12 protein-coding genes are annotated in these 12,804 nt (G+C 60.0%); 8 read left to right on the forward strand and 4 right to left on the reverse strand.

Going from position 1 to position 12,804, the window contains the following annotated elements; genetic code table 11:
- Positions 1-8 precede the first annotated feature (8 nt).
- Positions 9-554 (reverse strand): gamma carbonic anhydrase family protein, encoded by a 546-nt coding sequence (locus ACU680_RS23055; RefSeq protein WP_448180596.1) that lies wholly within the window; start codon positions 552-554, stop codon positions 9-11.
- Positions 555-616: 62 nt separating this feature from the next.
- Between ACU680_RS23055 and prlC the strand changes: the two genes are divergently transcribed.
- Together prlC and ACU680_RS23065 are read left to right on the forward strand one after the other, a co-directional pair.
- Entirely contained in the window at positions 617-2,695 is a 2,079-nt protein-coding gene (prlC, locus tag ACU680_RS23060) for an oligopeptidase A (RefSeq protein WP_448180597.1), read from the forward strand.
- Positions 2,692-2,976: a YheV family putative zinc ribbon protein gene (locus tag ACU680_RS23065; protein WP_007962808.1), complete on the forward strand. Its 285-nt coding sequence runs from the start codon at positions 2,692-2,694 to the stop codon at positions 2,974-2,976. Before prlC ends, ACU680_RS23065 begins: the two co-directional genes overlap by 4 nt.
- A gap of 45 nt (positions 2,977-3,021) precedes the next feature.
- On the opposite strand, the gene ACU680_RS23070 is transcribed toward ACU680_RS23065, so the two are convergent.
- Complete coding sequence (locus ACU680_RS23070; RefSeq protein WP_367082292.1) at positions 3,022-3,666, reverse strand: dual specificity protein phosphatase family protein; 645 nt, start codon at positions 3,664-3,666, stop codon at positions 3,022-3,024.
- Positions 3,667-3,976: 310 nt separating this feature from the next.
- Between ACU680_RS23070 and ACU680_RS23075 the strand changes: the two genes are divergently transcribed.
- The 3 genes from ACU680_RS23075 to ACU680_RS23085 are packed head-to-tail and all read left to right on the forward strand — an operon-like array spanning position 3,977 to position 7,821.
- Complete coding sequence (locus ACU680_RS23075; RefSeq protein WP_367082291.1) at positions 3,977-4,723, forward strand: gluconate 2-dehydrogenase subunit 3 family protein; 747 nt, start codon at positions 3,977-3,979, stop codon at positions 4,721-4,723.
- Between the two features lie 2 nt (positions 4,724-4,725).
- Complete coding sequence (locus tag ACU680_RS23080; RefSeq protein WP_448180598.1) at positions 4,726-6,510, forward strand: GMC family oxidoreductase; 1,785 nt, start codon at positions 4,726-4,728, stop codon at positions 6,508-6,510.
- Positions 6,511-6,522: 12 nt separating this feature from the next.
- Positions 6,523-7,821: a c-type cytochrome gene (locus ACU680_RS23085; RefSeq protein WP_448180599.1), complete on the forward strand. Its 1,299-nt coding sequence runs from the start codon at positions 6,523-6,525 to the stop codon at positions 7,819-7,821.
- Positions 7,822-7,875: 54 nt separating this feature from the next.
- Here the strand turns inward: ACU680_RS23085 and ACU680_RS23090 are convergent, their stop codons facing one another.
- The gene (locus ACU680_RS23090; RefSeq protein ID WP_367082288.1) at positions 7,876-8,151 is read right to left on the reverse strand and encodes a hypothetical protein; all 276 of its coding nucleotides are present in this window, start codon (positions 8,149-8,151) and stop codon (positions 7,876-7,878) included.
- A gap of 470 nt (positions 8,152-8,621) precedes the next feature.
- Positions 8,622-8,924, reverse strand: coding sequence for a hypothetical protein (locus ACU680_RS23095; RefSeq protein ID WP_400762558.1), 303 nt, complete (start codon positions 8,922-8,924; stop codon positions 8,622-8,624).
- A gap of 222 nt (positions 8,925-9,146) precedes the next feature.
- Between ACU680_RS23095 and ACU680_RS23100 the strand changes: the two genes are divergently transcribed.
- From ACU680_RS23100 to ACU680_RS23110, 3 genes are all read left to right on the forward strand, one after another.
- Positions 9,147-10,205, forward strand: coding sequence for a PA0069 family radical SAM protein (locus ACU680_RS23100; protein WP_007962795.1), 1,059 nt, complete (start codon positions 9,147-9,149; stop codon positions 10,203-10,205).
- Between the two features lie 236 nt (positions 10,206-10,441).
- A complete protein-coding gene (locus tag ACU680_RS23105; RefSeq protein ID WP_098966495.1) occupies positions 10,442-11,173 on the forward strand; it encodes a carbonic anhydrase in 732 nt (243 codons plus the stop codon).
- 90 nt (positions 11,174-11,263) lie between these two features.
- Positions 11,264-12,790, forward strand: a complete 1,527-nt coding sequence (locus ACU680_RS23110) for a SulP family inorganic anion transporter (RefSeq protein WP_448180600.1) — start codon at positions 11,264-11,266, stop codon at positions 12,788-12,790.
- Positions 12,791-12,804 lie beyond the last annotated feature (14 nt).

Below are 12,804 nucleotides of genomic sequence, written 5' to 3' on the forward strand. Positions count from 1 at the left end.
AGGTCGATTCAGAGCTGGTCGTAGCCTTCGGCCAGATGCAGGTCCTTGAGCTTCACGTAGTTGGCGGCGCTGTAGGTGAAGAAGGCGCGTTCCTTGTCGGTCAACGAGCGGACTTGTTTCACCGGGCTGCCCACGTACAGAAAACCGCTTTCCAGGCGCTTGCCCGGCGGTACCAGGCTGCCGGCGCCGATGATCACATCGTCCTCGACCACCGCGCCGTCCATGACGATGCTGCCCATGCCGATCAACACGCGACTGCCGACGCTGCAGCCATGCAGCATGACCTTGTGGGCGATGGTCACGTCATCGCCGATCAGCAGCGGGAAACCGTCCGGATTGAACGGCCCGGCGTGGGTGATGTGCAGCACGCAGCCGTCCTGCACGCTGGTGCGCGCACCGATGCGGATGCGGTGCATGTCGCCACGGATCACGGTCAGCGGCCACACGGAGCTGTCTTCGCCTATTTCGACGTCGCCGATCACCACCGCTGAGGCGTCGACAAACGCGCCTTTGCTCAAGCGAGGGGTGTGATTCTGGTACTTGCGAACGGACACGATAAGTTCTCTCTCTGTCGCCGATAGCTGCGGTGAGTGCCGATTGTAATTAAGATGGGCGCATGTTTCTCCCAGCCAAGGTGCCAACCGTGAGCGTGAACAACCCTCTTCTGCAGTCCTACGACCTGCCGCCGTTCTCCACGATCCGTGCCGAACACGTGCTGCCAGCCATCGAAACCATCCTGGCCGACAACCGCGCCGCCATCGCCGAAATTCTCAAGACTCAGGTTCAAAACCCGACCTGGGCCGGCCTGGTACTGGCGATGGACGAACTCAACGATCGCCTCGGCGCTGCCTGGAGCCCGGTCAGCCACCTCAACGCCGTGTGCAATAGCGCCGAACTGCGCGAAGCCTACGAGTCGTGCCTGCCGGCCCTGAGCGCCTACTCCACCGAGATGGGCCAGAACCGCGAGCTGTTCCAGGCCTATGAGGCGCTGGCCAACAGCCCGGAAGCCGCCGGTTTCGACGTGGCGCAAAGAACCATTCTGGAACACGCCCTGCGTGATTTTCGTCTGTCGGGTATCGATCTGCCGGAAGCCGAACAAAAGCGTTACGCCGAAGTGCAGAGCAAACTGTCCGAGTTGGGCAGCCGCTTCTCCAACCAGTTGCTCGACGCCACACAAGCCTGGACCAAGCACATCACCGACGAAGCTGCCCTCGCCGGCCTGACCGATTCGGCCAAGGCGCAAATGGCTGCTGCCGCACAGGCCAAAGGCCTCGACGGCTGGTTGATCACCCTGGAATTCCCGAGCTATTACGCGGTGATGACTTACGCCCAGGACCGCAAGCTGCGTGAAGTAGTCTACGCCGCCTACTGCACCCGTGCGTCGGATCAAGGCCCGAATGCCGGGCAGAACGACAACGGCCCGGTGATGGAAGAGATCCTCGACCTGCGTCAGGAACTGGCAAAACTCTTGGGCTTCACCAGTTTCTCCGAGCTGAGCCTGGCCACGAAAATGGCCGAGTCCAGCGATCAGGTGCTGAGCTTCCTGCGCGATCTGGCCAAGCGCAGCAAGCCGTTCGCCGCGCAGGATCTGCAGCAACTGCGGGCCTACGCCGCCGAACAGGGCTGCGCCGATCTGCAAAGCTGGGACAGCGGTTTCTACGGGGAAAAACTCCGCGAGCAGCGCTACAGCGTCGCTCAGGAAACCCTGCGCGCCTACTTCCCGATCGACAAGGTTCTCAGCGGTCTGTTCGCTATCGTCCAGCGCCTGTACGGCATCGAAATCGCCGAACTGAAAGGCTTCGACACCTGGCACCCGGACGTGCGCCTGTTCGAAATCAAAGAGAATGGCCAGCACGTCGGCCGCTTCTTCTTCGACCTGTATGCTCGCGCCAACAAGCGTGGCGGTGCATGGATGGACGGCGCCCGCGACCGTCGTCGCACCATCGATGGCGTGCTGCAAAGCCCGGTCGCCAACCTGGTGTGCAACTTCACCCCGGCGGACAGCGGCAAGCCTGCGCTGCTGACCCACGATGAAGTGACCACCCTGTTCCACGAATTCGGTCACGGCCTGCATCACCTGCTGACCCGCGTTGATCACGCCGGTGTCTCGGGGATCAACGGCGTGGCGTGGGATGCGGTCGAGCTGCCGAGCCAGTTCATGGAAAACTGGTGCTGGGAGCCGGAAGGCCTGGCGCTGATCTCCGGTCACTACGAAACCGGCGAGCCGCTGCCGCAAGACCTGCTGGAAAAAATGCTCGCGGCGAAAAACTTCCAGTCCGGGTTGATGATGGTCCGTCAGCTGGAATTCTCGCTGTTCGACTTCGAACTGCACGCCACTCACGGTGACGGCCGCAGCGTGGCGCAAGTGCTGGAAGGCGTGCGCGACGAGGTGTCGGTAATGCGCCCACCGGTGTACAACCGCTTTCCCAACAGCTTCGCGCACATCTTCGCCGGCGGTTACGCGGCGGGCTACTACAGCTACAAGTGGGCGGAAGTGCTGTCGGCAGATGCCTTCTCCAGGTTCGAAGAAGACGGCGTGCTCAACGCCGAAACCGGTCGCGCCTTCCGCGAAGCGATTCTGGCCCGTGGCGGCTCGCAGGCACCGATGGTGCTGTTCGTCGACTTCCGTGGTCGCGAGCCTTCGATTGACGCACTCTTGCGCCATAGCGGCCTGAGTGAGGACGCGGCAGCATGAGTGAGGCACCTGTGATTACCAAGAAGCGCTTTATCGCCGGGGCTGTCTGCCCGGCGTGCAGCGAGCCGGATAAACTGATGATGTGGAACGAGGACAGCGTGCCGCACCGTGAGTGCGTGGCCTGCGGTTACTCGGATACGCTGAACGAGCAGGGGCTGTCGGTTCCCAAGGAACTGGGCACGCGGGTCAATACCAGCGCGCTCAAGCCAGCGCCGGACAAAACCGTCCAGGCCGTGCAGTTCTTTCCGAATCCGAAGCTGAAGAAAAAGTCCGAGGACTGAGCCGGCGAATGACCCTCCACGGTGCAATGCCGTGGAGGGTGCGGCTTACTTGAGGTTGACCGACTGGAACCAGCTCTTCATCGAGCAGGTGGCAAAGGCACTGGTGCTGCAATCGCCGTTGGCCAACGCGGTGCGCAGTTTGTCGACATCGGCTTGCATCACGTAACGCACGCCATCCTTGAAATGGCCGCTTTCACCAAAACCGCCCTGCGTCATTTCATTCAGCGCGTCTTCCTTGCTCCAGCCTTGCACCACAATCCGATACATCGCCGCCATCAGGCCGGTGCGGTCGGAACCGTGTTTGCAGTGCATCAGCACCGGGCCATTGGCTTCGGCAGCCTGAATCGCGCGCAAGGTCTTGAGCACATCGGCGTCATCGACGTGGTTGGTGCGATAGGGCAGTTGCACTTGATTGATGCCCGGCTCGGACAGCCAACTGCTGTCAGCTTCCGGCAAGAAGTTGATCACCGTCGCCACTTTGAGATTCTTCAGCAATGGAACCACGCCACCGTCGGGCAAGGCGCTGCGGTAAAGCGTTGGTGACATCTGGAACAGGTTGTATTGCACTTCAACCGGTTGCGCCCACTCCGGCGGGCGCGATGTGACAGCGGCGTCAGCCTGGGCCGGCATCAAGTGCAACAGGGCAACAAGCGACAAACACAAAGCAGGAAAAAGGCGCACTCGAGACATGCTGGGCTGACCGTATCGGAATTCATCAATGAAAGGCCTCGCAGCTTCCACGTCTGCCGGTCAAAGCCCTGTGAGGCACTTGTCAAAGAATCGTGAATCCGGGCGATTTCATTGAGCGCCCGCTAAAAAAACCGCAGCTTTTTCCGCTGAATCGGTTCATCCCGATGTGTAGCCTGCTACCATTTGTCACACGACGTTGCAGGCGTCCCCCTTTTCCCGGTCAATCACCGGGCCACGCCGCAACGAAAAAATGCTCACGCCGTTCGCAGAAACGGCGGAAAACCATCAATGCCTGATGAGGTGCACCCCCATGTCTGATGCAGATCGAGACAACCCGCGGCGTGAGTTCTTGCGCAAATCCCTGACCCTGATTCCCGTGGTCACCCTCGCCGGTAGCGGTCTGGGCAGCAGCGTCTTGCAAGCTGCGCCTGAAGCGGCCCCGGCGGCGCCCGCAGCCACACCGGCCAAGGCTGACGCCAGCGCTTACCAGCCGAGCTATTTCACCGCCGAGGAATGGGCCTTCATCAACGCCGCCGTGGCGCACCTGATCCCCAACGACGAGCAAGGCCCGGGTGCCCTGGAAGCCGGCGTGCCGGAATACATCGACCGCCAGATGAACACCCCGTACGCCGCCGGTGCCCTGTGGTACATGCAAGGTCCGTTCAACGCCGACGCTGCGCCGGAGATGGGCTGGCAGAGCAAGCTGGTGCCCAAAGAGATCTATCGCCTGGGCATCGCTGCCACGGATCAGTGGGCAAAATCGCTCAACGGTAAAACATTTGCCGAGCAAGACAGCGCTACCCGAGAAGATTTGCTCAAGCAACTCGAAGCCGGAAAACCGCAGTTCGCTGCAGTCCCCGCGAAGATTTTCTTCAGCCTGTTGCTGCAAAACACCAAGGAAGGGTTCTTCTGCGACCCGATCCACGGTGGCAATAAAGGCATGGTCGGCTGGACCATGATCGGCTTCCCCGGCGCCCGCGCCGATTTCATGGATTGGGTGGAACGCAACGAGCAATACCCCTTCCCGGCAGTTTCGATTCGCGGCGAGAGGGCTTGAGCATGGCAACCGTAATGAAGAAGGTCGACGCAGTGATCGTCGGTTTCGGCTGGACTGGCGCGATCATGGCCAAAGAGCTGACCGAAGCCGGGCTCAACGTGCTGGCGCTGGAGCGCGGGCCGATGCAGGACACCTACCCCGACGGCAACTATCCGCAGGTGATCGACGAACTCACCTACAGCGTGCGCAAAAAACTCTTTCAGGACATCTCGAAAGAAACCGTCACCATCCGCCACAGCGTCAACGACATCGCCCTGCCGAACCGCCAGTTGGGTGCGTTCCTGCCGGGCAATGGCGTCGGCGGCGCCGGTTTGCACTGGTCGGGCGTGCACTTTCGCGTCGATCCGATCGAACTGCGCATGCGCAGCCATTACGAAGAGCGCTACGGCAAAAACTTCATCCCCAAGGACATGACCATCCAGGACTTCGGCGTCAGCTATGAAGAGCTGGAGCCGTTTTTCGATTTCGCCGAAAAAGTCTTCGGCACCTCCGGCCAGGCCTGGACCGTGAAGGGCCAGCTGGTCGGGCAAGGCAAGGGCGGCAACCCTTACGCACCGGATCGCTCCAACCCGTTCCCGCTGGAAGCGCAGAAGAATACGGTTTCCGCACAACTGTTCGGCAAAGCGGCGGCAGAGGTCGGTTACAAACCCTACAACCTGCCGTCCGCTAATACCTCGGGGCCGTACACCAATCCCTACGGCGCACAGATGGGCCCATGCAACTTCTGCGGGTTCTGCAGCGGTTACGTGTGCTACATGTATTCCAAGGCGTCGCCGAACGTGAACATTCTGCCAGCGCTCAAGCCGTTGCCGAATCTCGAACTGCGGCCCAACTCCCATGTGCTGCGGGTCAATCTCGACAGCACCAAGTCCAAGGCCACCGGCGTGACTTACATCGACGGCCAGGGCCGCGAGATCGAGCAACCGGCGGATCTGGTGATCCTCGGCGCCTTCCAGCTGCACAACGTGCGGTTGATGCTGCTATCGGGCATCGGCAAGCCTTACGACCCGATCAGTGGCGAAGGCGTGGTCGGGCGTAACTTCGCCTACCAGAACATGGCGACCATCAAGGCGTTCTTCGACAAGGACACCCACACCAACAATTTCATCGGCGCCGGCGGCAACGGCGTAGCGCTGGACGATTTCAACGCCGACAACTTCGACCACGGCCCGCATGGCTTCGTCGGCGGCTCGCCAATGTGGGTCAACCAGGCGGGCAGCCGTCCGATTGCCGGCACCTCGAACCCGCCCGGCACGCCGGCCTGGGGCAGCCAGTGGAAACGCGCGACCGCCGATTACTACACCCATCAGGTGTCGATGGACGCCCACGGCGCGCATCAGTCCTACCGTGGCAACTACCTCGATCTGGATCCGGTGTACCGCGATGCCTACGGTTTGCCGCTGCTGCGCATGACCTTCGACTGGCAGGAAAACGACATCAAGATGAACCGTTTCATGGTCGAGAAAATGGGCAAGGTCGCCCAGGCCATGGGTCCGAAAGCCATCGCGGTGATCGGCAAGCAGGTTGGTGATCACTTCAACACGGCGGCCTACCAGACCACCCACCTCAACGGTGGCGCGATCATGGGCACCGATCCGAAGAAGAGCGCGCTGAACCGCTATCTGCAGAGCTGGGATGTGCACAACGTGTTCGTACCGGGCGCGTCGGCGTTCCCGCAGGGCCTGGGTTACAACCCGACCGGACTGGTTGCCGCTCTGACCTACTGGTCGGCCAAGGCGATCCGCGAGCAGTACCTGAAAAACCCCGGCCCGCTGGTTCAGGCATAAGGAGCGATGACCATGAAAAATCTCGTTATCGCCACTTTGGCCCTGCTCGGCAGCACGGCTGTACAAGCCGTCGACGTCGATCAATCGTTGATCAAACAAGGCGAATACCTCGCCCGCGCGGGTGACTGCGTTGCCTGCCACACCGCCAAGGGCGGCAAACCGTTCGCCGGCGGCCTGCCGATGGAAACGCCGATCGGCACGATCTACTCGACCAACATCACCCCGGACAAAACCGGCGTTGGTGATTACAGCTTCGAGGACTTCGACCAGGCAGTACGTCACGGCGTCGCCAAAAACGGTAGTACGTTGTACCCGGCAATGCCGTATCCGTCCTACGCCCGTGTCAGCGAAAGCGACATGAAAGCGCTGTACGCCTACTTCATGCACGGCGTCGAGCCGGTGGCGCAGGAGAACAAGGCCAGCGACATTCCGTGGCCGCTGAGCATGCGCTGGCCATTGATGGGCTGGCGCTGGCTGTTCGCGCCGAAGGTCGAGGATTACAAGGCCACCTCGGATGATCCGGTGATCGATCGCGGCGCCTATCTGGTCGAGGGCCTCGGCCATTGCGGCGCCTGCCATACGCCACGAGCCCTGACCATGCAGGAAAAATCCCTGAGCGCGGCAGACGGCAAGAACTTCCTCGCCGGCAGTGCGCCGCTGGAAGGCTGGATCGCCAAAAGTCTGCGCGGTGATCACAAGGATGGCCTGGGCAGCTGGAGCGAAGAGCAGCTGGTGCAATTCCTCAAGACCGGCCGCAGCGACCGCAGTGCAGTGTTCGGCGGCATGAGCGATGTGGTCACCCACAGCATGCAGTACATGACCGATGCCGACCTGACGGCGATTGCTCGTTACCTCAAGTCGCTGCCGGCCGTTGATCCAAACGATCAGCCGCACCAGTACGACGAGAAAGCGGCCAAAGCCCTGTGGAACGGCGACGACAGCCAGCGTGGCGCAGCGGTGTACATCGACAACTGCGCGGCCTGCCACCGTACCGACGGCCACGGCTACACCCGGGTGTTCCCGGCGCTGGCGGGCAATCCGGTGCTGCAATCGGAGGACCCGACCTCGCTGATCCACATCGTACTCAAGGGCGGCACCCTGCCGGCCACGCACACGGCACCATCGACCTTTACCATGCCGGGTTTCGACTGGCGCTTGTCGGATCAGGAAGTGGCGGATGTGGTGAGCTTCATCCGTGGCAGTTGGGGCAACAAAGGGGCGCCGGTGAACGCTGCCGACGTCGAAAGCCTGCGCAAGAATGATATGCAGACCACTTCCGGGGATGATCTGGGGCAAGTCACTTCGCATTAACGAGATTGGATACCGCTGACATGGCATTAATGCTTTGTTGTGTCAGCGGGCAATTCAACGCCTGGACTGAAAGCCCTTGAACTGCGCAAAAGCGTCGGCCAACTGCAAGTACAGCTTCTTGTCGTATTTATCGACGTCGCCATCGCCATCACCATCGAGGACCTCTTCGGAAATCAAGTCATAACGACCGTTAGCTTCCGACGAAGAAGCGAACAACGAGTAGTCGTAATCCATCATTTCGGTGGCGTCTTCATTGAAGTGATAAATCGCGACTTCCGGATTTCCGTCTTGGTCCATATCCGCAATTTCCAGCAATATCCTGATAGTCATGCAGTCAATCCTTCAGTTGATTGCACTGCGCCAATCGGCAATCTGTCGCAGTTTTCCGGAAGTTAACGAGTGGGGGAAATCCGGTCTACTGTCAGACCTGACAGGGTGTACAACCATCCAGCAGTAAACTTGAGCGCTGTAAATGCATATACCTGTCAACTCTGACAGTAGTCGCTCGCTCCTATTACACCCAGGCAGACGACCTCGCCTCTGCTTTGGTCGGTTTGAGTACCGTCGGTGCCGGCCGTCTTTACAGATGCATACTTTTATCGTTTGCAGACAACGCGCCAGGGAGCAAACTTGCCGACGTCAACATTACCTCAATGAGAGATTTTAAATTTTGAGTTAAATGCTGACATGCTGACATGCTGACATGCTGACATGCTGACTACGGTATCGACGAAACACTGTCCGAAAAAAACCCTGCATGCGTGAATCATGCAGGGCTTTTTGCATTTATAGTCGTAAGCTTATGGATTAACGATACTTACATAAGCCTTGGCCAGCGCCAGCAACTTGGCCTTGTCATCTGCATCGATATCACCGTCACCATCGACATCCTTGTCATTGCGCACGTCGAAGGTTTTGCCCCCGTCATAGGACGACGCAATGATAATCCGCGAATCCAGCAGGGAGTCGGTAGGCACAGCATTCTCTGCATCCCATCCGGATTGCTTCAGCGCAAACTGCATGGACACCAGTACTTCATCCGGGTCAACCGGAGTCGGACCAAGTTTCTGTAGAAAGATGCCGCGATGGTTAAAGTTAGACACATTTAATTCCTTTTAAACATTGATTAGCAGAAGTGCAACACGGCGAATACTAACGACATTGCAAGTTGTACTGCTACTTGAAACATGTGTCTCCGGGTTGCAATAAAAGGAGTAGTCAATAAACCGGATACCCTTTTCACATATCCCGAATCGCCGAACGGCACTGGCTGTTTGCTCGCGCCAGCGATACTGTACGCACATACAGTCATCAGGACCTTTGCGATGCACACGCCCTTGCCTCCTCGCGGTCGCGGCACTGCGACCAACCCGCACAACCGTTTCGCGCCGAACCGTTCGGTGGCCGAGGACGACGGCTGGTATCAGGAAGTGCCCGAGACGCAGAACACTGAAGTGATGATCGAGACCGCAAAAACCATCATCACCCGCAACACCTCGCCGGATCTGCCCTTCGATCGCTCGATCAATCCCTATCGCGGCTGCGAGCACGGCTGCATCTATTGCTATGCGCGACCGAGCCACGCTTATTGGGACATGTCGCCGGGGCTGGATTTCGAAACCCGGCTGATCGCCAAGACCAACGCCGCCCAGGTACTGGAAGAACAGCTTGGGAAAAAAGGTTATCAGTGCGCGCCGATCAACCTTGGCTCCAACACTGACCCGTACCAGCCCATCGAACGTGAACACCGGATCACCCGCCAGACCCTTGAAGTATTGCTGCGCTATCGGCACCCGGTGACCATCGTCACGAAAGGCTCGCTGATTTTGCGCGACCTTGACCTGCTCACCGAACTGGCACAGCAACGGCTGGTGGCGGTGATGATCAGCCTGACCACGCTGGACGATGAACTCAAACGCATCCTCGAACCGCGAGCCGCTGCCCCGAAAGCACGGCTGCGGGCGATCCGGGTGATGCGCGAAGCAGGCATTCCCGTGGGGGTGCTGTGTTCGCCGATGATTCCGATGATCAACGACAGTGAAATCGAGAGCCTGCTGAACGAGGCCCACGCGGCTGGAGCACAGAGTGCCGCGTACATGATGCTGCGCCTGCCACTGGAGGTGGCGCCGCTGTTCGAAGAGTGGCTGCAGGCGCACTATCCGCAGCGCGCGGCCCATGTCCTGAGCCTGATCCGCCAGAGCCGTGGCGGCGAGCTTTACGACAGCCGTTTCGGTGCGCGGATGCGCGGCGAAGGGCCATTCGCCGACCTGCTGGCGCAACGCTTTGCCAAAGCGATCAAACGGCTCGGCCTCAACCATCGCGAGGGCTATAACCTGGACTGCACTGCCTTCTGTCCACCGGGTCGCCAGATGTCGTTGATTTAGCGACAATCAGTTTATGGTTGAGGGTCAGAATCCTTCCGTTGAAATACGCCAGTCACGTTTTTGTGACCTGGAACACACGTTCTAGAGCGCTCGATTCAGTTTGAGTTAAGTTTCGGCGGCTACCTTGTTCATCGAGTGACTGACGGGTCTGGATGACCCGGATGTTTTAAACAGCCACTGGCTTCACACCGGAATACACGGGAATGACTCCCCGAATCCGCCAAAGAGGATGAATCATGAGTGACAAGGATAAACAGCCGTTGGCTGCGTCGGCGCAAGCCGTCCCTGGGGCGGAATCCGCCGATGCAGCGCTGCGTACGATCGTTGACGGCTTTTTGCATTTTCATCATGAGGTCTTCCCGCAGCAGGAAGAACTCTTCAAGAAACTCGCCACGGCGCAATCGCCACGGGCAATGTTCATCACCTGTGCCGACTCGCGCATCGTGCCCGAGCTGATCACTCAGAGCTCCCCCGGGGATCTGTTCGTGACCCGTAACGTCGGCAACGTTGTACCGCCTTACGGCCAGATGAACGGTGGCGTTTCCACTGCCATCGAATACGCGGTACTGGCGCTGGGCGTGCAACACATCATCATCTGCGGCCACTCCGATTGCGGCGCCATGCGCGCAGTGCTCAATCCGGACAGCCTGGAAAAAATGCCGACGGTCAAAGCCTGGTTGCGCCACGCCGAAGTGGCAAAAACCATGGTGCACGAAAACTGTAACTGCACCGACGAAAAAGAAAGCATGCCGATCCTCACCGAGGAGAACGTCATCGCCCAACTGCAGCACTTGCGTACTCATCCTTCGGTAGCCTCACGCATGGCGAACGGTCAACTGTTCATCCATGGCTGGGTCTACAACATCGAAACCAGTGAAATCAAAGCTTACGACGCGGATCAGGGACGCTTCCTGCCGCTCGACGGCAGCCATCCGATTCCGGTGGCGACGCCCAAAGCGCGCTTCTAAATCCTCCTAAAAATCTGTGTGGTTTGATGCCGACCGCTGTTTCAGCGGTTCGGCGAAGCCATGCCTGAAGAAAGCTTCGGGAGAGTCACCATGCGTGCTGCTCAATTGAAAGCGGTGTTGCCACGGGAGCTGCTGGCTTCGGTGGTGGTGTTTCTGGTCGCGCTGCCGCTGTGCATGGGCATCGCGATTGCGTCAGGGTTGCCGCCAGCCAAGGGCCTGATTACCGGGATCATCGGTGGCCTGGTGGTGGGTTGGCTGGCGGGTTCGCCGTTGCAGGTCAGCGGCCCGGCGGCGGGGCTGGCGGTGTTGGTGTTCGAGTTGGTGCGCCAGCACGGGATCGAGATGCTCGGGCCGATTCTGTTGCTCGCCGGGTTCCTGCAACTGGTGGCCGGGCGCCTCAAGCTCGGTTGCTGGTTTCGAGTGACGGCCCCAGCAGTGGTCTACGGCATGCTCGCCGGAATCGGTGTGCTGATCGTGCTCTCGCAAGTGCATGTGATGCTTGATGCCAAGCCACAACCGTCCGGGCTGGATAACCTCACGGCGTTCCCCGGGGCGGTAGCGCAAGCCTTGCCGTCGTTCGGCTGGCAGGCCGGCTTGCTCGGGCTGTCGACCATTGCGGTGATGTGGCTGTGGGAGAAATTTCGCCCGCATTCGCTACGCTTCGTTCCCGGTGCGCTGCTCGGTGTCGGCCTGGCCACGGGCGCCAGTCTGCTGCTGGCATTGCAGGTGAAACGGGTCGAGGTGCCGGAGAATCTGGCCGAAGCCATCGACTGGCTGAAACCGGCGGACTTGCTCAGCCTTGCCGACCCGACCCTGCTGATCGCGGCATTCGCGGTGGCGTTTATCGCCAGCGCCGAAACGCTGTTGTCCGCCGCAGCGGTGGATCGCATGCACAGCGGCGTGCGCTCGGACTTCGACCGTGAGCTGTCGGCACAAGGCGTCGGCAACATGCTCTGCGGTCTGGTCGGTGCGCTGCCGATGACCGGGGTGATCGTGCGCAGTTCGGCCAACGTCCAGGCCGGCGCGACCACCCGTTATTCGACGATCTTCCATGGTCTGTGGCTGCTGGCGTTCGTGCTGTTGCTGTCGAGCGTGCTGCAAAGCATTCCGGTGGCGAGTCTGGCCGGGGTGCTGGTGTATACCGGGTTCAAACTGGTGGACTTGAAAGCCTTTCGCGGCCTGGGCCGTTACGGGCGGATGCCGATGTTCACCTACGCCGCCACGGCGCTGGCGATCATCTTCACCGACCTGCTGACCGGTGTGCTGATCGGTTTCGGTCTGACGATGTTGAAACTGGCGTTCAAGGCTTCGCGCCTGAAGATAAGCCTGATCGACCTGCCGCAGGACGGCGAGATGGAGTTGCGTCTGGTGGGCGCGGCAACCTTTCTCAAGGTGCCGGCACTGACCCAGGTGCTGGGCAGCATTCCAGCGGGGACGACGGTGCATGTGCCGCTTAATAATCTGAGCTACATCGACCATTCGTGTCTGGAGTTGCTGGAGGAGTGGGGCCGGGCAAATGCGGCGAAGGGGTCGAAGTTGTTGATCGAGTCGCGCGGGTTGAAGCGACGGTTGGAGGGGCGGGTCCGGACCAATACCGGGATCGGTGCGGCTGGTTAAATCCCTCATATACA

The sequence above is a fragment of the Pseudomonas sp. LF020 genome (assembly GCF_053456425.1).